We start from the raw sequence: 21,655 nt of genomic DNA on the forward strand, positions 1-21,655 counted from the left end.
GACCGCCGCCCGCGCCGGGGCGGGCGCGGGCGGCGGGTCGGTGGGGCGGTGAAGGGGTCGGGGGCGGGGGTCAGGAAGGGAGGTCGAGGACCAGACCGGGCTCGATGAGGTCCGGGTCCTCGCCGACGGCGGCGGCGTTGAGCTCGTACAGCGCGGGCCAGCCGCCGGGGACGCGCAGGACTTCGGCGATGCCGCCGAGGGTGTCGCCCTCGCGGACGGTCCAGGTGCCGTCCTTGGACACGGCCCTGGCCGGGGCGGCGGCCGGCGGCGGCAGGACGCCCTCGCGGCCGTGGCCGCGGGTGGCGCGGGCGCCGCAGACGGGCCAGGGGGAGAGGCCGCGGTGGTCGGCCAGGTGCTCGGCGACGGCGATCTGCTGCTCGCGGGTGGCGAGGTCGGCACGCGGTGCGTAGGCGAGGCCGCCGTTCTCCCGCCACGTGGGCCGGTCGAACTGGAGGCCGCCGTAGTAGCCGTTGCCGGTGTTGATGCGCCAGTTGCCGCTGCTCTCGCAGGCCGCGACGCGGTCCCAGTCGTAACTGCCGCCGTCCGCCCTTCCGGGGTCGGACCCGCTGTCGCGGCCCGGTGGCGCGGCGTGGGCCGCCGGGGCGGCGGCGAGGGCCACGGTGAGGGCGCAGAGCGCGGTCGGGACGATGCGGCGCAGACAGACGGTGGGAGGCATGGGCGGCTCTCGGACTGGGGGACAGAACCTGCGCCGTCCGCGGACGGCGCCCTTCCACCCATGCACGCCGGACGGGGTGTGCCGGCGCCGACACGTCCGGAAGGTCACCCGCACGGCGGCCCGGTACCACCTCGGTGGCCCGCGGCCGATCGGCCGTCGTCCTCGTCGCCCGCCGGTGGCGGGCCTGTCACCGGCGGACGCCGAGGACCCGTTGAGGATCCGCCGAGGGCCTGCCGAGGAGCCGCCGCGGGCCCGTCGCGCACGGTGCGCGGCGGGCCCGCGCGTACGCTCCAACTCGCCTGCGGTGCAAGGGAATCGAAAGCACATCCGATGGTGTCGGGCCTCTTGTCAAAGGTTAGGGAAGTTTCCTAACTTGATGTCATGTCCGAGACCGAGACCCCACGGCACTCCCGGCGCGACCTCCTCCGGGCCGGCGCGGCGGGCGGCGCCGCCCTCGCGACCGGCAGCCTGCTGCTGCCCGGCACGGCCCTGGCCGCCCCGCGCCCGACCGCCCTCGACGTCCCGACCGCCCTCGACGCCACCACCGGCCGAGCCGCCACCACCGGCCGCGCACCCCGGAGCGAGCGGACCGCCGGGTCCGCGCTGCGGCCCTTCGGCCGTCACCTCGCCTACGGGGCCGACCCCTCCCAGCAGGTCGTCGTCTCCTGGCAGGTGCCGGACGCGGTGACCGCGCCCTTCGTCCGGATCGGCGTCCAGCCCGGCGACTTCGGCGCCCCGATCGCCGCCGAGGTCCGCACCCTGGTCAGCAAGCTCTCCTGGCAGCACCCGGTCGAGGACCAGCCGCTGATCAAGCCCACCACCGTCACCCAGTACTACCTGCACGCGCAGCTGGACCAGCTGATCCCGGACACCACGTACTACTACGTCGTGGGCCACCAGGGCTACGACCCGGCGGGCCAGGGCGCCCGGCTCGGCGACGTGGCGAGCTTCCGCACCGCACCCGCCCCCGGCCGCGGCGGCGGGTTCACCTTCACGGCCTTCGGCGACCAGGGGATCGGGTACAACGCGGCCGCCACCGGCAACCTGATCGCCGGCCTCGACCCCGCCTTCCACCTCCACATGGGCGACCTGTCCTACGCCAACGCCGGCGGCAGCGGCAAGACCAGCGACGCGTACGACGCCCGCCTGTGGGACTCCTTCTTCGTGCAGAACGAGCCCGTCGCCGCACGGACCCCGTGGATGCCGGCGATCGGCAACCACGAGATGGAGCCGTGGTACGGGACGGACGGCTACGGGGGCATGCGCGCCCGGTTCACGACGCCCGACAACGCCTGGAGCCGGTCCACCGGCATCTACTCCTGGCGGTACCAGAACGTCGGGCTGATCAGCCTCGACGGCAACGACGTCTGCTACAACACCCCGGCCAACCTCGACTACACCAAGGGCAAGCAGAAGAAGTGGCTGGAGAGCCGGCTCACGGCGCTCCGCGCCGACACCGGCATCGACTTCATCGTCGTCTACCTGCACCAGTGCACGTACTCCACCTGCCACGACAACGGGGCCGAACTCGGCGCGCAGCAGGACTGGGCCCCGCTGTTCGACAAGTACCAGGTGGACCTGGTGCTCAGCGGCCACAACCACGTCTACGAGCGGACCGACCCCATCCGGGCCGGCAAGGCCACCCGCAAGGCCGCCTCCGGCGACACCGTCGACCCCGCGAAGGACGGCACCACCTACGTCGTCGCGGGCGGCGGTGGCGGCGGGCTCTACTCCTTCCCGGCCTCCGACGCCTACCTCGGGCACGAGACCGCCAACGACAAGCCCGTGCCGATGGTGGTCGCCGACCGGAGCGGCCACAGCCAGACCGTCAAGGTCACCTGGTCCAGGGTCCGCTACACCGGCTACTGCCTGGTCGCGGTCGAGGTGACCCCCGCCGCCGCGGTCCGGCCCGCCCGGATGGAGGTGCGCTCCCTGACCGAGGACGGCACGGCCGTGGACCGGGTCACCGTGCAGCGCGGCTGACCCGGCCGGCACCCGGCCCGGTCTGAGTACGGCTACTCAGGCGGCCGGCGGCGGCGCACCGCGAGCATGGAGGTGCCACATCGCCGCGGGACACGGGGGAACAGCCATGCTCAGCACGATCGCCGCCGTCCTGGTACCTGCCCTCGGCCGGCTGTCCGTCACCTCCGAGACGGCCGGCCCGGTCGCCCCGGGCAGCATCGTCGCGGCCAACCACAGCTCCCTGGCCGACCCGGGTGTGGTGCTGGCCGCGCTGCGCCGGCTGGGCACCGAACCGGTGGTGATGGCCGCCGCCGGGCTGTGGCGGGCGCCGGTGCTCGGCGGGGCGCTGCGGGCCGGCGGGCACATCCCCGTCCACCGCGGGACGGCCCGGGCGGCCGGCGCCCTGGACGCGGCCGCCGCGGCGCTCGCCGCCGGCCGGGTCGTCCTCATCTACGGCGAGGGCGGCCTGCCGAAGCACCGGGACTCCCGCGACGCGGAACCGCGCGCCTTCCGCACCGGCCTGGCCCGGCTCGCGGCGGCCAGTGGAGCCCCGGTGGTGCCGCTCGGCCAGTGCGGAGCCCGCCGACTGAGCTCGGGCGGCACCGTCAAGCAGCTCGCCGGATTCGCCACCGCCCCCCTGCGTCGCCCCGCCCTGCACGTCCATCTCGGCGCCCCGCTCCACCTGCCCGGCGACATCCCCGAGGCCACCGCCGCCGCCCACCGCGCCGTCACCGCCGCCTGGCGCACCGCGGAGCAGCACTGCGGTGGGCGGGGGCGACGGGGTGTCGGTGCGGCGTGAGACCGTACGGGGCCTGGGTATTCCACGCAGCGAACGGGTGACCGGGGAGGCGATTGTGAGCGGGGAACCGACCATCGACTGGGAGCCGCAGTACCGGGGCGCCCACTCGAACCCTCAGGTCGTCGAGTGCTACGAGCGGTTCGTCTCCACGTCGGACCCGGGGTGGCTGGCCGCCCTGAAGGAGCTGGCCCGGGCCGAGGGCGCGCAGGTGGGGGACCTGCACGCGCTGGCGTCGGCCCACCTGCTCGCGGGGCGGCCGGCGGAGGCCGTCCCACTGCTGGAGTTCCTGGCGTTCCTGGAGCCGGAGGACCCGGCCGTGCGCTACGACCTGGCCGGCGCCTACGCCCGGATCGGCAGTGCGGACCGGGCCGGGCGGGAACTGGAGCGGATCCTCGCGGACCGGCCCGAGTGGCCGGCGGCCGTCCGGCAGCTCGCCGAGGTCCGGGCCTGGCTGCGGTGGCACGGGGACACCGTGGACCTCCTGCGGCAGCAGGCCGAGGTCTTCTCCCTGCTGACCGCCGACGGGGCGGGCGGTGCGACCGAGCACCTCGCCCTCGGGAAGGTGCTGTACCAGCTGGCCGCGGTCCCGCGCAGCGGCGTGGACTGGCCGGAGGTCGTGGGCGTTCTGGAGCGGGCCCATCAACTCGACGACGGCGACGAGCAGGTGCTGGAAATCCTCGCGGCGGCGAGTCACCACGCGGGAGCCGAGCCGCAGTGGCGCGCGGCGCTGCTGGCGCTGGAACGGGTCGCTCCCGGATCCGGGCACCTCGACCACTGGCGCGCGGCCCCGCCGGCCGTCGCTCCGAACCCGGACCGACTGCTCGCGGTCGCCTCCTCCGAAACCACCGACGCCCACCACGCCCTGCGGGACCTCCGGGCGCAGTACCGGACGGCCCCGAACAACCCGGACGTCCAGCGCTGTCTGGTGCAGGTGGAGGTCGGCATCGGCAACGTCGCCGAGGCGCTGTGGCTGGCCGAGGGCCTCGCCGCCACCGAGGTGCTCGACTGCTACGGGCACGGCGCCCTGATGGTGGTCTACGGGATCCTCGGCGACGGACGGGCACGCCGGCACCTCGCCGCGGCCCTGGAGCTCGCGCCGGACCAGGCCACGACGGCAGAACTCCTGGACCAGTACGAACAGTTGAGCGCCGGATGACGGCGGATCGGACCATCGGCCCGGCTGATTCCTCCGCCGTGCCGCGAACTGCGCCGGCCGGCACGGACTGGCTCGATCGGGTGGCGCGGCTGAGGCGCTGGACGAAGGGCGGCGTTCGTGCGCCGCACAAGCCGTTGCTGCTGCTCTACGCGCTCGGCGGGTACCAGCGGGACGCGGAGGGCGAACTGCGGTACAGCGCGGTCGAGGACGAGCTGAAGCGGCTGCTCGCCGAGTACGGGCCGTCGCGTCCGACCACCCCCGCCTACCCGTTCCACCACCTGGTCGGCGACGGGGTGTGGGAGGTTCGCACCGATCAGGGGGCGGGAAGCCCCGGCAGCGGGGTCGGTGTCCTCCGGTCGAGCGGGGCCGCGGGCAGGCTCGCGCCCGCGCTGCGGGCGGCGCTCGGCGAGGAGCCGGCCCTGCTGGGCCGGATGGCCAGGGTGCTGCTGGACGCCCACTTCCCGGCGTCCCTGCACACCGACCTCTGCGAGGCGGTCGGCCTCGACCTGGAGCGGGCCGAGACCGGGGCCGTGCGCGGGGCCCAGGCCGCGGCCCGGCGGCAGCGGGACCGGCGGATGCGTGAACTGATACTCACCGCCTACGAGTTCCAGTGCGCGTTCTGCGGCTACGACGGCGCCATCGGCGGGAGCCCGGTCGGACTGGAGGCCGCGCACGTGCGCTGGTGGTCGCACGACGGGCCGGACGAGGTCGACAACGGCCTGTGCCTGTGCTCGTTGCACCACAAGCTCTTCGACAAGGGCGTGCTGGGCCTGGGGGAGGGCCATCGCATCCTGGTCTCCGACCGCTTCGTCGGCCGCGGTGAGGCCAGCCGCCGGCATGTGCTCGCACTGGCCGGACGACCGGTCATCGGCCCGCAGCCCGGCCGTCCGCCGGTCGCGGACCGGCATCGGGAGTGGCACGCGCGCCAGGTGTTCCACGGCGTTCCGCGCCAACCCGCCGAACAGGAGGCGGTGTTGGTATAGGTCCTAGTCGGGGAAGAGCCGCCCGAGGTGGTAGCGCAGGACGGTGGTCGCCTCGTCCGCCGTCCGCTGGTCGAGCAGGACGCTGAGGCCCAGGCCGGCGGAGACGGCGAGCAGGACGACGGCCTCGTGGCGGGCGTCCAGGCCGGGGTCGGCGGCTCCGGCCTGCTGGGCGGCGGTCAGCTGGGCGGTGAGGAAGGCCTCCATCTCGTCGGGGGCGGCGAGGAACTGGGGCCCGCCGAGCGCCGGATCGGTGATGGAGAGCACCGCGTACTCGGTGTGGATGAGGTGGAAGGCCCGGCTCTCCTCGTCGGTGGGGACGGCTTCGAGCAGGACGGCTTCGATGATGCCGCGCGGGTCGGCGGCGCCGCTCGCGCGGACGCGCCGCTGGACCCGTTCGCCCATGCGGGCCGTCAGCCGGGTCATGGCGGCGAGCAGCAGCTGTTCCTTGGTGTCGAAGTAGTACTGCACGAGGCGCACCGAGACGCCCGCCTCGATTGCCACCGAGCGCATGGTGACGGAGTGCAGGCCGCTGCTCGCCGCCGAGCGGAGCAGCGCGTCGATGATGTGGGCCCGCCGTTCCTCGTGATCCACCAGCTTCGGCATCGGGTTCCTTCCGGATATTTTTGTGGTACAACCATACCACCAAACAGGGGAGGGATCATGACCAGGACCAGCGTCGGACACTTCGTCAGCGAGGCCGCCCGGGCGAAGTTCCTTGCGGCGTACGACCGGGCGATGGAGCTGTGGCCCGGCCCGCGCCAGGAACTCGACATCGAGACCGCGTACGGAAGCGTCCACGTCCACCACTACGGCGCCACGACCGGCGAACCGATCGTGCTGCTGCACGGCCACGCCGGACACCCGTCCAACTGGTACCCGCAGATCGCGGCGCTGGGCGAACACCACCCCGTCTACGCCATCGACACCCTGGACGACCCCGGCCGCAGCGTGCAGCGCGCCGTCGCGGCCGGGTCGCAGGAGAACGCGGCCTGGCTGGGGGAGGTCCTGGCCGGCCTCGGCCTGGAACGGGCCCACCTCGTCGGGGTGTCGTACGGCGGCTGGCTGGCGCTCAACCAGGCGATCCACGCGCCCGAGCGGCTCGCCTCGATCACGCCGCTCGACCCGGGCGGGATCGAGAAGGTCCCCGCCCGGTTCTACGCCCACATGATCGGCGGCCTGTTCGGCATGCTCGCCCCGCGCCCGCTGCGCCCGGCGGTCGGCCGACTGCTCGCCAACCCGGCGCTCAGCGCGCCGCGCGAGATGATCGCCCCGCTGATGCTCGCCATGCGGAGCTACAAGCCGGGCAGCCGCCCGCCGGCCCGGCCGTTCACGGACGAGGAGTTGGCGTCGATCGAGCTCCCGGTGCTCGTCCTGGTGGGCAGGCGCAGTGCGCTGCTGCGGCCGCGCCAGGTGGTCGAGCGGGTCACGAGGCTGGTGCCGGGCGTGCGGGCGGAGATCCTGGAACGCGCCGGACACGGACTCAACCTGGAACAGCCGGAGGCGGTCAACGAACGGCTGCTGGGCTTCATCGGCGCCGTCGGGCGGTAGTCCTGGAAGGCCCGCAGGGCCCCCGCGCGGCGGAGGCCCTGCGGAGCGTCTTGCGGTGCGTCAGGAGAACAGGCGGGCGTCGTTGTTCGCCGCGGCGTTGAGCGATCCCGCGTACCCGTTGTCGAAGGGCACCCAGAGGCCGTCGCTGATCTTGCTGACCCACACCGTGTGGCCGGTGTTGTTCACGATCGAGGCGGCGTTGTTGTACATCGTCACCCCGTAGCCGGAGCCGTTCGCGTAGCGGGCGAACGTGTAGTTGTGCAGGTCGAGGTTCTGGTTCGGCGAGAAGTTGTCGAACGATCCCCAGCCGACTCCCGGCGAGTTGTAGTACAGGCAGACGCTGCCGTTGGGGCACGCCTCCACCCCGCCCGGACCTGCGGCGTAGGCGCTCCCGGTAGCCATGGCCACCGTGCCGGCCGTCAACGCCGCCACCGCCGCGATGCTGGCCGTGCGCCGTCCGATCTTGATGCGCATTCCGTACTCCCGTCCCAGTCGACAGTGCAGGAAGGCCGGGCGGGCTCGGTCCGTTGTCGGCCATGGCCCCCGAGGCCTCGAACAGGCTGGCACGGGTGCCCCGTTCGCGCTACGGTTGCGCGCCGTTCCGCTTGTGAACAGATCTGAAGGGCGCCGGCTCGGAGTCAGGCGGCTGCGCTCCGGCTTGCCGTGGCGGCCTCCGGCTGCGCGAGCCAGATCAGCCGGGCGGTGACATCCGGCCGCCTGGAGAAGTGACGTACGGCCCGCTCGGGTGACGCGAGGGTCATGCGCGTCCGCCCGTCGACGCCGATCACGTGGGTCCGGCCGTCCGAGTCGGCGAGCCCCCAGGCCGCGACCCACCCGTCAGCGTCCTCGCCGCACACCTGAACGACGGCGAAGAGTCGGGGTGCGGTGTCGATCACGAGCCCGCGCAGCTCCTGGTCGAAGGTCAGGCCGGCCGGCGGGTGAGGCGTGGTCGAGTGGGAGTTTGGCGAGGGCGCAGCACTCATGGAAGTCTCCTACGAGCAGGGGAGTTGGACGCCGCGCTGCTGTCACCATCGGCAGTGAGCGTCTTTGACGCAGGGTCAAAAGTAGCCAGTTGGTAGTATGTAGTCCACCGCTTCTGAGGAATCTATATCACTGCCACCCCAAAGGGTGATAGGCGCCGACGACGGTGGTCGAGAGCGAGGAGACAGCGGATGCCGCCCAGCAAGATTCCGCCGAGCATCCGGCAGCGGCGACTCGGCGCGGAGCTGCGCCGGTTGCGCGAGCAGGCGGGACTCTCGGTCACACGAGCCGGGGAACTGCACGGCACCCCGCAGTCCCGCATCAGCAACATCGAATCCGGCGGATACCCGGTGAGCGCGGACAGGGTACGGACCCTGGCGCGCCTCTACGGCTGCGCGGATGACGCTCTGGTCGAGGCGCTGACGCACATGACCGGCGGCCGCACGCGAGGCTGGTGGGAGGAGTACCGCGAGATCCTCCCAGCCGGAGCACTCGACCTGGCCGAACTCGAACATCATGCGCGAGCGATGCGGATCGCTTCCGCGATTCACATCCCCGGACTCCTCCAGACCCCGGAACACGCCCGCGCGCTCTTCCGGGACGTCGTCCCACCCCTCTCGCCACCGGAAGTGGAACACCTCGTCTCCCACCGAATCAAACGGCAGGCAGTGCTCCATGGCGAGCAGCCGCTCCCGTTGTCTGCGATCGTCCACGAGGCAGCTCTGCGCATAGGCTTCGGCGGTCCGAAGGTTGCCCGTGAGCAGTTGGAGTATCTGCTGACCGCAAGCGAGCAACCTCACATCGACCTGAGGGTGATTCCGTTCGATACCGGCAGCTACCCCGGTTCTGGTGCTGGGATTGTGTACTTCAAGGCCGAGGTCGCACGATTGGACAGTGTCCAGGTTGATGGAGACCGATCTGAGTTCATCGACACTGAGCCGCAGTTGATTAAATATCGGGCTGTGATGGACCGCTTGGAGACGAGTGCGCTCCAGCCCGATTCATCCCGCGACCTCATCCGCCGTATCACCCAGCGTATCTGAGACAGGACCGAGTATGGCCTTCCACAACTGGCAGAAGTCCTCGTTCAGTGGCGACGCCGCCAACTGCATCTACGTCGTAGCAGTCGCCGACGTCACCGTCAGGATTCGTGAGAGCGATGACCCCGACACCGTCCTCACCACTTCGTCCGGCGCGCTCGGCGCGCTCTTGCTCGGCGTCAAGGCTGGGGAGTTCGACCACCTGACGACGTGACCTGCGTGGTGTGCATCTCTCGGCCCGTGCCCCAGGCGTCCTGGGACACGGGCCGCCGCCCTTTCCCGGTGTGCGTGAGAAGTCGGCCGGGTCGACTTCCCACGCACACGCACGGCCGCTCATGACTGGCAGAAGTCCAGCTTCGGCGCAGACGCAGCAAACTGCCTCTCGTGCTCCAGCTGCAGGTCGTGATCACGTAGCGAGACCGTGTCTCGGGCAGTCCGCCATGTGATCGGTTGGGTCAGCGGATCACGTCCGAAAGATCCAGTTGCTCCATGCGGTCCAGGCACCGGCCGATCTCGATGCCCAGATTGTCGGCGCTCAGGGGAAACTCCTCGGGTCCTGCGGACAGTAGTTCCGCGATGTTCCCCGCACTGTCCTCGACGGAGATGCCGGCCAGCATGTCCGTGCCACTGGCCCTGAACCTGATGGACAGCTCGAAGACCACTGTGAGGTTGCCCGCCAGTCCGAGCACGTGGCCATCGGTGTAGGAGGCATCGTCCGGGGCGTCCGAGTACTGCCAGAGCGGCCCCAACGACTCACGCCCGTGTGCGGTACCGGCCGGTGTGCGTTCCTCCCAGGCCCGTGCCAGCCGTTTCAGCCTGAAGTGGGCATCTCGAAGGGCCACTGCCAGCGCAACGGCGCCCTGCCCCGTGTCATCCATCTCGTTCCGCTCCCCGCCCGGCACTGTTGGCCGAGTCTTCGACAGCCCGCCTCGCGCCCGCACAGTTCTGTCTGCTGGGCGCTTCCGGAGGTGGAGACGACCACTGTTGATCACCGGCGGTTGTGTGGAAAGACGAAGATCAGCCGGTGGCCGTGGGCGACAGCGTAGACCCCGCCCGGTGGCAGCATGTCTTCGAGGGCCTGATGGGTCGGGTGGCGGGCCGGTTCTCCCGTGTGGAACCGCGCCGCCGTGCACGGGCATTCGTGCTGGGCCTGCTCGCGGGCCTGCCAAGGGGCGCGGAACATCTCGCAGAAAACCCTTCGAGGACACCACTACTGACCCGCCATCCTGGTCGGATGCTGCTCAAACTGACCGGCTCCAGCTGTTCGGGCAAGACCACGCTCGCCTACGCCGTGGGCGAGCGGCTGGAGCGGGTCGCCGTGCACGACTTCGACGAGCTCGGCGTACCGGAAGGCGCCGACCGCCGGTGGCGCAACCGTATGACCGAGAGGTGGGTGCGTCGCGCGCTGGAGTACCAGGACTGCGGCGTCGACCTCCTGCTGACCGGGCAGTCCCCGATGGGAGAGGTCCTGGCGAGCCCGTCCGCCCCGCTGCTGGACGGAATCGCATTGTGTCTGGTCGACGTGTCCGACGAGGTCCGGCGTGACAGGCTCACCATGCGCGACTCGGGCCGATGGGACGCTCTGGCGGTTGACGCCTTCCTCGGCTGGGCCGCCTGGCACCGCCGGCACGCCGAGGACCCCCGGTACCGGCCCGACGTCATCATCGACGACAGCTGGCACCGCATGGCCTGGCACCGCTGGACCGGGTGGACTGCTGACGATCGGCGATGGCGCACCCACCTGCTCGACACCACGAATCAGCCCGTCGCGGAATCCGTGGACCACGTTGAGCATTGGGTGACCGAACAGCGCAACGCGCTCCGATCCGGCCGTCTCCCCCTGTCGCGGGGCTGGTCAGACCGGACAGCTGCCCGAGCCGACCACGATTCTTGATCCACTTTCGCAACAGACCCTGACTCGCGGCGGCTCCGGACAGCACTATCAGGATCCGTGAGAGCGATGACCCCGACACCGTCTTCACGGCTTCGCCCGGCGCGCTCCGCCGTGCCCCAGGCGTCCTGGGGCACGGGCCGCCGCCCTTTCCCGGTGCGCGTGGGAAGTCGGCCGGGTCGACTTCTCACGCACACCATCGGGACGGGTCGGTCAGGCGGCCGACCGTCGCGCGGGGGCCGCCCGGGCGGCCACGGCGATGGGCGAGGAGGTCGGCCATCCGGGTGGTGTCGGCGAGGGCCGTGGGGTCGGAGGAGCCGGCGCCGGCCAGTACCACGGGGGCGTGCTGCGCGGCGCCGGCTTCGGCAAGGCGGTCGGCGAGGGCCTCGGCGAGCAGAGGCTGCGGTCCGAGGGCGCCGGCGAGGTGAGTGAGCGGGAGGCCGATGACGGTGAGGGCGGCGGGCAGGTCGACCCGTAGGTGGTAGCCGGTGGAGATCAGGAGCGGAACCAGGACCGTTTGTGCGTCCGCGAGTTGGGCGAGAGCCTCGGGGAGGGACGGTTGGGCGAAGTCCAGGAAGCAGCAGTGGAACGGAAGTTCGGGCCACAGCGAGCGAACTTCCCGCAGCAGCAAGCGAATCGAGGTTAAAGCCGCCGGATCCCGGCTGCCGTGCGCGACGGCGAGCAGCATCGGCCCGCTGCCAGCCGGTAGCCGCGCTTGGGGACGGTGCGCGGCATCGGCAATGGCTCGACGTACAGGATGATCCCGGCTCACTACCAGTCCGTGGCCCGGTCGGCGGCCGCCAGGGCCGACTCCCGGCGCAGGTCGGCGGCACTGATCGGGCGCGCGGGCGCGATCGGGGCGTTCGGCGGGGTGCTGGTGAACCTCGTCTTCCGGCAGTCGATGGGCTGTTGGTATGACGTTCGGGACGGTCGGGCGAGCGGGCGAGCCGCCGGGCGGTTAGCGTCGGCCGCAACACGTTCTCGGACCGGGAGGTTGCAGTGCAGCGGTGGATCATCCTGACGGTACTCACCTCGGCGCTCACCGGTCTCACCGGCGCCGCCGTACCCGCCCTGGCCGACGATCCGACGCAGACCCCCGACACCGAGGCCACCAGCGTCACCATCGGCGACGCCAAGATCGACCCCAGGCTCCCCGGCCGGATCCGGGTGGAGGTCGACTACCTCTGCACCGTCGCCGACGAAGCCCGCTCGCTCACCGTCACGGCGGAGCAGAAGGACCCGGAGGACACCTCGTCGATCGCCTTCGGCTCCAGCCGGACGGCGGAGACGGACGTGATCTGCGACGGGACGCCGCAGAAACGGCAGGTCGTCGTCCAGTCCAAGACCACCAACTGGCTCCCGGACGTCGACGCCGTCCTCACCGCCACCGTCTCCAACATCGGCGCCGCCCCGTCGGCCGCCGCCGACGCCAAGCGGGTCAAGCTGGCCACCACCGCCTGATGCGGTCGCCCGTCCGGGCCGCCGCCCTGCTGCTCGCAGCCGGTCCCCTGCTGACCGGCTGCATCAGCTCGTTCGTCGTACCGGGGCCGGAAGAGACCACCAGCCCCGTCGTGGCGCCGTCCGCGCCGTCCTCTCCGGCCCCGTCGCCCACTCCCTTCGCGGGAACGGTGACGATCCGCGACTTCTCCTTCGAGCCCGACAGCTTCACCGTCAGCCCGGGCGCGGTGGTGACCGTGACCAACACCGGCACCACCACCCACACCCTCACCGCCCAGGACGGCACCTTCGACACCGGCCCCATCGCCCCGGGCGCCGCCGCCACCCTGACCGCCCCGAGCCAACCGGGCGCCTACTCGTACCTCTGCACCTTCCACCACTTCATGCGCGGGATCCTGACCGTGGCGTGAGGGGCGATTGCCCTACGCTCGTGCCCTGCACACGGGGAGGGCACGAGGGATGGCGGACCACACGGCGAACACGGCGAACACGGCGAACACGGTGAACGGCCCGGTGCACGGGACGGTCGTGCAGGCCGGGAACATCGAGAACCTCTTCCTGGACGGGAGCCGACCCCCGGCAGCGTCCGTCCGGGCCGACAAGTGGGTGGATCTCGTCGCGAAATCGCCCACCTGGCGGCACGTACGGGAGGACCAGGACACCGAGCCCTACAAGCGCGTCGTACTGGAGGCCGTCGGCGAGCTGGCCCGGCTTCGGGACTCGGTCGAGATGGCGGACGACCCCTGGCAGGACCCGGGCATCGCGGAGCGCTTCGCCAAACGGGTCGGCTGGCTGCTCGGCGAGGAGCCGCTGAAGCTCTACCCGGCCGAGGCGGCACTGCTGGCCGTGCTGCCGTTCCTCTACCGGGTCCGGTCGTTGAACCTGGCGGCGGCGCGGTCCGCCGTCGGGCCGACCGACCTGGCGCCGTCACCCGAGCCCGACGCCGACCGATCGGCCTACGAGCAGTTCATCGAGTCCTACGACCTGCTCGTGGGCCGCACCCGAACCCGCCCCGCCTCCGCCGTCCCCCTCGGCTGGTGGCTCTTCCACCGCTGGCTCGACCAGCACGAGGATCTCGCCGACCCCGAGGGCGTCGGCGAGATCCTGGACCGACTCCCGATGCTCGCCGACCTCGGCGAGACCTTCGCGCCCAAGCGCGTCTGCGCACTGCTGCACGGCCTGCGCCGGGGCCCCGACGTCGGCCACCACGACTACATGTCCGGCCTCAGGGCGGACAACCACCTGCGAGCGCCGGGCGAACAGTACGTTCGGGAGCCACGGTTGGCGCTACTGCTGGCGCTCGCGTACGGGACCGCCATCGAGATGACCGCTCTGCCCGAGATCGTCGCCGAACACATCGGTATCCCGGAGGAGTACGAGGTCCACCTCGCCGACCTGCGCCGGACGTTGGACGAGGCTGTGTGGGGCGGCCCCTACGACCTGCCGGTCCTGCGCGCCGAATGCCACCACGAGGCGGTGGTCGAGAGCCTGCGCGAGTACACCGCACGGGCCGACCAACTCCTCCACACCGTCCGCTGCGTCCTCACCGATCACCCGCTCCCCGCCCGGCTCAGCGCCGACGACGCTGCCTCGGCCGGCAAGGCCTTCACCAGTTGGGCGAGGTTCCGCCTGGACGAACGCCGGGTGCGCAGCCTGCTGATGGGTATCGAGCTCTACCGCGACCGGGACCTGGCCGTCCGCGAGCTCTACCAGAACGCCCTCGACGCCTGCCGTTACCGGCGCGCCCGCACCGAGTTCCTGGACCGCACCCACCCGCTGGCCGACTTCCGCTACGACGGGCTCATCCAGTTCCGTCAGGACGTGGACGAGGACGGCCGCGCCTACCTGGAGTGCAAGGACGACGGCGTCGGCATGGGGGAGGAGGAGTTGAGAGGGGTCTTCTCCAACGCCGGCGCCCGTTTCGCCGAGCAGTTGGACTTCAAGCTGGAACGCGCCAAGTGGCGAAAGGTCGACCCGCCCGTCGAACTCCACCCCAACAGCCGTTTCGGCATCGGAGTCCTGAGCTACTTCATGCTCGCGGATGAGATCCGGGTGACGACGTGCCGCATGGACGAGGAGGGCCTACTGGGCCCGAACCTGGGCGTCTCCATCTACGGTCCCGGACACCTCTTCCGGATCCTCCCGTTGCCCGAGCCGGCTCGGAAGCCCGGTACCACGGTGCGGCTGTACCTGCGGGAGGACATCGACCTCGGCTCGTCCTGGTCGGCCCTCGACGTCCTCGAACGCCTCCTGGGCATCGCGGAGTTCCGTACCACGGCGGTGCACGGCGAACGGGATGCCGAGTGGAAGCCCGGGATGCTGCGGACCAGATGGATGCGGTCGGAAGAGGAATTCGGGTTCCAGGCTACGGGCACGGTCGTTCCGTGGGAGCACGCTCCCGACGGCGCGCAGGTGACGTGGTGCGAGCACGGCGGAGCCCTGTTGGTGGACGGTCTGTTCGTCCGGCCTTCGGCGTCGGGGGAGTTGGTGAGCCCCACCAAGGGCCTGGCGGGGGTCGTCGTGAACCTCTCGGGAGCGTGGTCGCCGGGCAAGCTTTCGGTCGACCGGCGCCTTGTCATCGATGACGTGTCCCACCACGTTCGTCGACTCCTGGAATCGGCGGCGGTCGATCTGGTTCGGACCGACTCGACGTTGCTGAGCATGAAGTGGCTCGTGGGCCTGACGCTCGGGAATGTCGGCGTCGCCGATGTCGTGGCTGCCGAGTGCGTCCGGCAGGGGCAACGGTTCGAGTACCACGGATTCGAGTTCGACACCCGACGGACGGGGTGTTGTCCCGTGGACGTCGACCTGTTCGGCGCGGTGGGAATTCCACAACCCGTTGGAACCAGCGGGATGGGGCCGGTGTCCGGTGCGCCGGATGACTGCGTGGTCCTCTGGAGGCTCCTGGCGCACGACCGGCGGCAGGAGTTGGCGGAACTCGCGGAGATCTGGCCGCCACTCCTGGCTGCTGGCCGTGGACGTGTGGCGAAGCCCTCCGATCAGCTCGCCATGACAGTGGTCCGTGGTCGCAACATGAGTCGCTGGAGGCGCTTCCACGAGGCGGGCCGGGTGGACGGCGTCCCCGCGACGGACGGTCGGCCGGTCACGGTCACCGAGTTGGTGACGGCGGCGGACGAGCGGGCCGACCCGGTAGCCGTGGTGGCCGCGGCTTGGGCGCGAGCGGGGGTGGACGTTCCCCGGGCCGTGCTCGACCTGGCGCTTGCCGTCGAGTCGGACCGAGTGTTCCTGAGAGAGACCGACGAGGGACGGAGGTTCCGCGGGTGGCCGGAGCCGGGTGAGGCCGTCGCCCCCGGGTACCTGGCCAAGGCCGGCGCCGTGCTGGGTGTCCCCGTCGCCGAGATCGCCGAGGCCATGGCGGCGTACGGACTGGAGGCCGATCCCACGGGACTTCCCGACCTGCCGTCGAACGACGTGGCCGTGGTGCTCAGCCGCCACCTCGACGGGGCGTGGCCGTGGCTGAGCCGGGCGCACCCCGTTCCGGTCGCCCATGTGCTGCGGGTGGCGGACAGGACGGGGAGCGGGATCGCCGAGGTGCTCAGGTCCTTCGCGGGGTTCGGGTTCCCGATCCCTCGGCTGCCGAGCGATGCCACGACGGAGGATCTGTTCCTCTTCGACGGAACATCGGGGTGGGGCGATCCCGTGGACGTCCACTTCCGGTTCGCGTTCTCCCTGCTGAGGTATGACGCCATCTCCTTGGAGGAGTTGGTCGAGCGGTACCGCGCCTACGGATCGCCGGTATTCCTTCCGGGCCCGGCCACGCGTCTCGATCGGGCGCTCTTCCAGCCCGGCAGCGTCATGGACTGGGATGACCTGGCGATGGGGGAGACGGTTCCCTTCGCCAAGTTGATCACGGCGGGGTACCGCCTCGACCGGAGTCCGGGGGAGTTGGCCCGCCATCTGAGGTCCCGGGGGATTGCCGTCTCCTGCGACGACCTGCCTCGGGAACTGACGCACCGGCAGGCCCTGGAGATCGTCGGAGAGCTCGACAACAGCCCGCACATGGTCGGCAAGGGCATCTCGTTGGCGACTCTCCTGGAGGTCTCCCGGCGAACCGGCCGGCCGATCGCGCAGATCGTCGACTGGTACCGCGAGTGGGGCATCGACGTCCCCGACGTCGCCGAGTCGATCCGCGACGCGCTCGCCCGCGTCCCCATGGCCGACCCGTCCTGAGCACCGAATCCACCCGTGAACAGGGCTGCTGTGTTCCCCCTCCTTGTTCTACAGTTCTGTAGAACTGAACGAACGGTGATCGGGGACGAGCATGGACAGGTCGCTTCGGCTGCCGCAGCAGGATCGGGCGGACTTCGAGACGGAGCTGGGGCGAGCGCTCTCCGCGCCGCAGGTGCGGGCGGCTCTGCGGGCGGGCGGGGACGAGCTGCGGGGGGTGGAGCGGTTGCGGCGGACGGCGCGGGAGAACGCGGAGTTCGTGCTGGCCGCGGCGGCGCCGGAGTACGAGCGGTATGCGGCGTTGCGGGCGGACGCCGATGCGGTGGCGCGGCTGCCGGTGGCGGCGCCTCCCCGGGAGCGGGCGTCGGGGTGGTGGGGGGTGCTGGGGGTGGTCGTGCCGATCATCGCGGTGACGGCGGCGGTGATCTTCCTGCTGCTGGGCCTCGTGCTGGGGCTGGTGGAGGACCTGGAGGTGCTGGCGCACGCGCTGGTGGAGGCCGGTTGGGTGTCGGCCGGGGTGGCCGCGGTGAGTCTGCTGGTGGGCGGGCTGGGGCTGCTGGGGGCGGCCCGGGCGAGGGGTGCGGAGGCCGGGGAGGCGGCGGACGGGCCGGGGGAGCTGGTGCTGGCGCGGGATGCCTGGCGGTCGGCGCTGGCGGAGCGCGGGCTGGTGCCGTACCTGGTGGCGCAGGCGAACGCGGAGACCGGTCGGCGGCGCTGATCAGGCCCGGTCGAGTCTCGTCGAGCGGGCGGCGTCGACCAGGAGCTGGGCGGCGTCCGGGGGGATGGCGAGGCGGCGGGCGATCCAGGGGGCGGGGCGGCCGGCCCGGGCGAGCATCCAGGCGGAGTACAGGTGGCCGAGCTGGGGTGCGTTCTCGGCGAGCAGCAGGGGGCGGACGGCCTCCATCGGGAAGCCTTCGAGGGCGCGGGCGCTGTACTCGCGGCCGTTGGGGCCGGGTGGGGGCAGTGGGAGCGGGCGGCGGAGGTCGATCCAGCGGCTGAGCAGCACCGCGCCGACGACCAGCAGGCCGGTGCCGGAGGCGCCGATCAGGATGCCGCCGATGACGGGGCGGTCCTCCTCCTCGGCCATGCCGAGGGCGATCTCCTCCAGGACGAGCAGGCCGAGCACGGTGAGCAGTACCGCGGCCTCGGCGGGGCGCGGGTGGGTCCGGGACGTCGTCATGCGGAACCTCTTCCTCGGCGGGGCGGCCGGGGGTTTCGGGCGGGCGCGGCGATTCACCTTCCGTACAACGGCGGTGGGCGGCCCGGGGCACGCGTCACGGCTCAGGCGGTGAAATCGCGGATCATCATTGACGGGCCGTCAAGTATGCGATGTGGGCGGCAGGTTGGCCGCGGCAGGTGGGCCGTCCTGCGGAGGTCGGGGCCGCGCCTCCTTCCGGTCGGGAGCGCCTGGGTGGCGTTTTCGTCGACGGGGCGAGGGGCCCGACCGCGGGCGGGCTTCGGGTCAGCATAGCCCGGGCATGTCACCTTCGACAGGCTTGTCGAAGTTGCGGAACCCGGGCTGCCGGTGGGCATGTCGAGGGGTGGTGGCCCGGCTACTTTGAGTACGGAGCTCCGTTTCCGCGGTCGGGGCCACGGAGGTGGGGAGGCCGGGGCCGGTGGGGCTCGCAGGTTGCTGCGACACCTCCAACTCGGCGGCGAGGAAGCGTACTTGCCCCGTCTGCCGCCCTGCATGGCCGAGCGCCCACCCGCGCGCCCGGGCGTGGTGGCCGGGGCGCGCGGGTGGGCGCTGAGGGTGGGGCGCTCGCAGGTGGGACGGCTGGGGCGTTCGGGCGCGGGGCGGCGCGTCGTCAGCGGGCCAGCAGGGGGAGCGGGGCGCCGGTGCGGGCGGGCAGTTCGAGGCGGGTGAGCAGGGCGGAGGGCGAGACCTCGATCACCCGGCAGCCGGCCCGGTGGCGGCAGTGGCGGGCGACGGAGCCGTGCCGCAGGCGGTCCAGGCGGCGGCGGGTGGCGGCGCCGAGGACGAGCAGGTCCTCCGGGCCGGTGACGGCGCCGACCAGGGCGGGGCCGGGTTCGGCGTTGACCACCAGCGGGTGGATGACCAGGCCGGACGGGTAGCCGCCGTAGGCCTGTTCGAAGGCGATGTCGAGGCGCCGGCGGGCGGCGTGCTCCAGTTCGGAGGGCGGGCGCCGGCCGTCCCGCTCGATCGCGGTCCAGGCGGCGACGGGCACCAGCATCGCTTCGTGCCGGGCTGCTTCGCCGACGGCGTGGTAGAGGGCGGCCAGACTGCTCAGTGACCCGCTCAGGCCGACGATCACTCGGGTGGTCCCGGTCATGGCCGTTCGCCTCCGTCTCTCCGGCGACTCTCTCCATCGGGCTCCGCCGGTTCGGCACTCCTTGCTTCGGATGACTCAAGTGAACCCCGGAACGGACGCCTCCGTACCGCCGCTGACACCACCATGACGCAGGTCGCACACATCTTGACGGCCTTCTGACACGGCCCGTCGGCGGCGGTGCGGCGGGATTTCCCGGCCGGTGTCTCCCGGCCGGTGTCTCCCGGCCGATGCCTCCCGGCCGGTGTCTCCCGGCCGATGCCTCCCGGCCGGTGTCTCAGCCCAGCCCCGGGACGAACTGGATCAGCAGGTCGATCGCCTTGATGCCGAGGAACGGCAGTACCAGCCCGCCCAGTCCGTACACCCGCAGGTTGCGCCGGAGCAGGTCGGTCGCGGAGGCCGGCTGGTAGCGCACGCCGCGCAGGGCGAGCGGGATCAGGGCGACGATGATCAGCGCGTTGAAGATGATCGCGGAGGCGATCGCCGAGGTGGGGCTGTGCAGTTCCATGATGTTCAGGTGGTGCAGCCCGGGGTAGGCGTTCGCGAACATCGCGGGGATGATCGCGAAGAACTTGGCCACGTCGTTGGTGATCGAGAAGGTGGTCAACGCGCCTCGGGTGATGAGGAGTTGCTTGCCCACCCGGATGATCTCGATCAGCTTCGCCGGGTTGGAGTCGAGGTCGACCATGTTGCCGGCCTCCTTGGCGGCCGGGGTGCCGGAGTTCATCGCGACGCCGACGTCGGCCTGGGCGAGCGCGGGGGCGTCGTTGGTGCCGTCGCCGGTCATCGCGACCATGTTCCCGGCGGCCTGCTCGCGCCGCAGGTGGGCGAGCTTGTCCTCCGGGGTGGCCTCGGCGAGGAAGTCGTCCACCCCGGCCCCATCGGCGATGGTGCGCGCGGTCAGCGGGTTGTCCCCGGTGACCATGACCGTACGGATGCCCATCCGCCGCAGCTCGGCGAAGCGTTCGGCGATGCCCTCCTTCACCACGTCCTTGAGCTCGACGACGCCCAACGCCCGTGCGCCGTGCCGGTCGTGGACGGCGACCAGCAGCGGGGTGCCGCCGGACCCGGCGATCCGGTCCACCAGCGGCTCGGCCTCCATCGGCAGCCGTCCGCCGGAGTCCACCACCCAGCGGGCGACGGCGCTCGCGGCGCCCTTGCGGATCAGGCAGGTGGTGCCGTCCGGCCAGGTGAGGTCCACGCCGCTCATCCGGCTGTGCGCGGTGAACGGCACGGGCCGCTGTTCGCCGAGTTCGCCGGGGGAGCGCGGCGGCACCCAGTATTGACGGTTCGTCAGTTCGACCAGTGACCGCCCCTCCGGTGTCCCGTCCGCGACGGAGGCCAACTGGGCGGCCTCGGCGAGCTGTTCGGTGGTCGCGCCGGGCAGCGGGTGCAGGGCGACGGCCCGGCGGTTGCCGTGGGTGATGGTGCCGGTCTTGTCGAGCAGCAGCACGTCCACGTCCCCGGCGGCCTCCACCGCCCGGCCGGAGAGCGCGACCACGTTGCGCTGCACCAGCCGGTCCATGCCGGCGATGCCGATGGCGGAGAGCAGGGCGCCGATGGTGGTCGGGATGAGGGCGACCATCAACGCGACCAGCACGATGGTGGTTTGCGGCGCGTTGGCGTAGATGGCCATCGGCTGGAGCGACACGACGGACAGCAGGAAGACGATGGTCAGCGAGGCCAGCAGGATGTTGAGCGCGACCTCGTTCGGCGTCTTCTGCCGGTCGGCGCCCTCGACCAGGGCGATCATCCGGTCCACGAAGCTCTGCCCGGGCCGCGAGGTGACCCGGACGACCAGGTGGTCGGAGAGGACCTTCGTCCCGCCGGTGACGCCGGTGCGGTCGCCGCCGGACTCCCGGAGCACCGGCGCGGACTCCCCGGTGATCGCGGACTCGTCGACGGCGGCGACGCCTTCGACCACCTCGCCGTCCCGCGGGATCACCTCGCCGGCTGGCACGAGGACGATGTCGTGCAGCAGCAACTGCTCGGCGGGAACGACCTCGTGGCGCAGGTCGCGGGTGCCGACCCGCCAGTGCGGCAGCCGTCGCGCCGTGGTGGTGGACCGGGCGCGGCGCAGCGATTCGGCCTGCGCCTTGCCGCGGCTCTCCGCGACGGCCTCGGCCAGGTTGGCGAACAGCACGGTCAGCCAGAGCCAGAAGGAGATCACCCAGGCGAAGACGCTCGGGTGGAGGACGGCGCTGACGGTGGTGAGCGCGGAGCCGCACTCGACCACCAGCATCACCGGGTTGCGCGTCATGGTGCGCGGGTGGAGCTTGCGGACGGCGGCGGGCAGTGCCTCGGCCAGCTGGCGGCGGGTGATCAGCCGGCGGCGGACGCCCGGCGAGGTGGGCCGGTGGCCGGGCGGCGGCCCGGGCGCACGGTCCGGGCGCCGGAACAGGTTCTGCTGGTCGGTGGTGTCCGGGGTGGTGAGGGCCGAACGGCGCATCGTCTCGGGGACCTTCCGGGCCGCCCGGTCGGGTGGGGCGGCGGTTCGGTGGGGCTGCGGGGACGGCGGACAGCCCACCACCGGAGCACCGGGGGACATGCCCGCCTTGACGAGGCCTTGGCGGCGCGGCGGCCGTCCTTGACAGACTCCTGACACCGCGGACGGGCCGCCGCAGGACCACTGTCAGGAGGGCGTCAAGGACCGGGCCCGGGACGTACGTCATGCGTCAAGGA

21 protein-coding genes are annotated in these 21,655 nt (G+C 72.0%); 12 read left to right on the forward strand and 9 right to left on the reverse strand.

Annotated features, from left to right (window positions below; genetic code table 11):
• Nucleotides 1–70 precede the first annotated feature (70 nt).
• Complete coding sequence (locus tag ACFVHV_RS31165; protein WP_359905542.1) at nt 71–676, reverse strand: transglycosylase family protein; 606 nt, start codon at nt 674–676, stop codon at nt 71–73.
• A 381-nt stretch (nt 677–1,057) separates the two neighbouring features.
• On the opposite strand from ACFVHV_RS31165, the gene ACFVHV_RS31170 reads away from it, so the two are divergent.
• From ACFVHV_RS31170 to ACFVHV_RS31185, 4 genes are all read left to right on the forward strand, one after another.
• Nucleotides 1,058–2,659: a purple acid phosphatase family protein gene (locus ACFVHV_RS31170; RefSeq protein ID WP_380355457.1), complete on the forward strand. Its 1,602-nt coding sequence runs from the start codon at nt 1,058–1,060 to the stop codon at nt 2,657–2,659.
• Between the two features lie 106 nt (nt 2,660–2,765).
• Nucleotides 2,766–3,437, forward strand: a complete 672-nt coding sequence (locus ACFVHV_RS31175; protein WP_380355460.1) for a lysophospholipid acyltransferase family protein — start codon at nt 2,766–2,768, stop codon at nt 3,435–3,437.
• Nucleotides 3,438–3,492: 55 nt separating this feature from the next.
• Nucleotides 3,493–4,593 (forward strand): tetratricopeptide repeat protein, encoded by a 1,101-nt coding sequence (locus tag ACFVHV_RS31180; protein ID WP_380355463.1) that lies wholly within the window; start codon nt 3,493–3,495, stop codon nt 4,591–4,593.
• Nucleotides 4,590–5,576, forward strand: coding sequence for a phosphorothioated DNA-binding restriction endonuclease (locus tag ACFVHV_RS31185; RefSeq protein WP_380355466.1), 987 nt, complete (start codon nt 4,590–4,592; stop codon nt 5,574–5,576). Before ACFVHV_RS31180 ends, ACFVHV_RS31185 begins: the two co-directional genes overlap by 4 nt.
• A 3-nt stretch (nt 5,577–5,579) precedes the next feature.
• Here the strand turns inward: ACFVHV_RS31185 and ACFVHV_RS31190 are convergent, their stop codons facing one another.
• Nucleotides 5,580–6,179, reverse strand: a complete 600-nt coding sequence (locus ACFVHV_RS31190) for a TetR/AcrR family transcriptional regulator (protein WP_380355468.1) — start codon at nt 6,177–6,179, stop codon at nt 5,580–5,582.
• A 57-nt stretch (nt 6,180–6,236) separates the two neighbouring features.
• On the opposite strand from ACFVHV_RS31190, the gene ACFVHV_RS31195 reads away from it, so the two are divergent.
• The gene (locus tag ACFVHV_RS31195; protein ID WP_380355471.1) at nt 6,237–7,124 is read left to right on the forward strand and encodes an alpha/beta fold hydrolase; all 888 of its coding nucleotides are present in this window, start codon (nt 6,237–6,239) and stop codon (nt 7,122–7,124) included.
• 60 nt (nt 7,125–7,184) lie between these two features.
• Here ACFVHV_RS31195 and ACFVHV_RS31200 read toward each other — a convergent pair whose 3' ends face one another.
• The gene (locus tag ACFVHV_RS31200) at nt 7,185–7,598 is read right to left on the reverse strand and encodes a peptidase inhibitor family I36 protein (RefSeq protein ID WP_359905559.1); all 414 of its coding nucleotides are present in this window, start codon (nt 7,596–7,598) and stop codon (nt 7,185–7,187) included.
• Between the two features lie 164 nt (nt 7,599–7,762).
• Entirely contained in the window at nt 7,763–8,107 is a 345-nt protein-coding gene (locus tag ACFVHV_RS31205; RefSeq protein ID WP_359905562.1) for a hypothetical protein, read from the reverse strand.
• Nucleotides 8,108–8,296: 189 nt separating this feature from the next.
• Between ACFVHV_RS31205 and ACFVHV_RS31210 the strand changes: the two genes are divergently transcribed.
• Both ACFVHV_RS31210 and ACFVHV_RS31215 read left to right on the forward strand, forming a co-directional pair.
• Complete coding sequence (locus tag ACFVHV_RS31210; RefSeq protein WP_380355474.1) at nt 8,297–9,148, forward strand: helix-turn-helix domain-containing protein; 852 nt, start codon at nt 8,297–8,299, stop codon at nt 9,146–9,148.
• 13 nt (nt 9,149–9,161) lie between these two features.
• Nucleotides 9,162–9,359, forward strand: a complete 198-nt coding sequence (locus tag ACFVHV_RS31215) for a DUF397 domain-containing protein (protein WP_380355477.1) — start codon at nt 9,162–9,164, stop codon at nt 9,357–9,359.
• 241 nt (nt 9,360–9,600) lie between these two features.
• Here the strand turns inward: ACFVHV_RS31215 and ACFVHV_RS31220 are convergent, their stop codons facing one another.
• Nucleotides 9,601–10,023 carry a hypothetical protein gene (locus tag ACFVHV_RS31220; protein ID WP_380355480.1) on the reverse strand — a complete coding sequence of 141 codons (423 nt, stop codon included), beginning with the start codon at nt 10,021–10,023 and terminating at the stop codon, nt 9,601–9,603.
• A 356-nt stretch (nt 10,024–10,379) separates the two neighbouring features.
• On the opposite strand from ACFVHV_RS31220, the gene ACFVHV_RS31225 reads away from it, so the two are divergent.
• A complete protein-coding gene (locus ACFVHV_RS31225) occupies nt 10,380–11,039 on the forward strand; it encodes a hypothetical protein (RefSeq protein ID WP_380355524.1) in 660 nt (219 codons plus the stop codon).
• A gap of 184 nt (nt 11,040–11,223) precedes the next feature.
• Here the strand turns inward: ACFVHV_RS31225 and ACFVHV_RS31230 are convergent, their stop codons facing one another.
• The gene (locus tag ACFVHV_RS31230; RefSeq protein WP_380355483.1) at nt 11,224–11,724 is read right to left on the reverse strand and encodes a sirohydrochlorin chelatase; all 501 of its coding nucleotides are present in this window, start codon (nt 11,722–11,724) and stop codon (nt 11,224–11,226) included.
• A 311-nt stretch (nt 11,725–12,035) separates the two neighbouring features.
• On the opposite strand from ACFVHV_RS31230, the gene ACFVHV_RS31235 reads away from it, so the two are divergent.
• The 4 genes from ACFVHV_RS31235 to ACFVHV_RS31250 all read left to right on the forward strand — a co-directional run bounded on the left by ACFVHV_RS31235 (nt 12,036) and on the right by ACFVHV_RS31250 (nt 17,400).
• On the forward strand, nt 12,036–12,497 hold the full coding sequence (locus ACFVHV_RS31235) for a hypothetical protein (protein WP_359898848.1): 462 nt from the start codon (nt 12,036–12,038) through the stop codon (nt 12,495–12,497).
• On the forward strand, nt 12,497–12,904 hold the full coding sequence (locus ACFVHV_RS31240) for a cupredoxin domain-containing protein (RefSeq protein ID WP_359898846.1): 408 nt from the start codon (nt 12,497–12,499) through the stop codon (nt 12,902–12,904). The genes ACFVHV_RS31235 and ACFVHV_RS31240 overlap by 1 nt, the downstream gene beginning before the upstream one ends.
• 49 nt (nt 12,905–12,953) lie before the next feature.
• The gene (locus ACFVHV_RS31245) at nt 12,954–16,685 is read left to right on the forward strand and encodes an ATP-binding protein (RefSeq protein WP_380355485.1); all 3,732 of its coding nucleotides are present in this window, start codon (nt 12,954–12,956) and stop codon (nt 16,683–16,685) included.
• 91 nt (nt 16,686–16,776) lie between these two features.
• Nucleotides 16,777–17,400 carry a hypothetical protein gene (locus ACFVHV_RS31250; RefSeq protein ID WP_359898842.1) on the forward strand — a complete coding sequence of 208 codons (624 nt, stop codon included), beginning with the start codon at nt 16,777–16,779 and terminating at the stop codon, nt 17,398–17,400.
• On the opposite strand, the gene ACFVHV_RS31255 is transcribed toward ACFVHV_RS31250, so the two are convergent.
• The 3 genes from ACFVHV_RS31255 to kdpB form a co-directional block, all read right to left on the reverse strand.
• Nucleotides 17,401–17,862, reverse strand: a complete 462-nt coding sequence (locus tag ACFVHV_RS31255) for a hypothetical protein (RefSeq protein WP_359898840.1) — start codon at nt 17,860–17,862, stop codon at nt 17,401–17,403. It lies immediately after the preceding gene.
• Nucleotides 17,863–18,490: 628 nt separating this feature from the next.
• Nucleotides 18,491–18,976 carry a universal stress protein gene (locus ACFVHV_RS31260; protein WP_359898838.1) on the reverse strand — a complete coding sequence of 162 codons (486 nt, stop codon included), beginning with the start codon at nt 18,974–18,976 and terminating at the stop codon, nt 18,491–18,493.
• Nucleotides 18,977–19,250: 274 nt separating this feature from the next.
• The gene (kdpB, locus tag ACFVHV_RS31265) at nt 19,251–21,422 is read right to left on the reverse strand and encodes a potassium-transporting ATPase subunit KdpB (RefSeq protein ID WP_380355490.1); all 2,172 of its coding nucleotides are present in this window, start codon (nt 21,420–21,422) and stop codon (nt 19,251–19,253) included.
• Nucleotides 21,423–21,655 lie beyond the last annotated feature (233 nt).

Origin of the sequence: Kitasatospora sp. NPDC127116 (genome assembly GCF_042677365.1) — a bacterium.
GTDB lineage: Bacteria > Actinomycetota > Actinomycetes > Streptomycetales > Streptomycetaceae > Kitasatospora > Kitasatospora lactacystinica.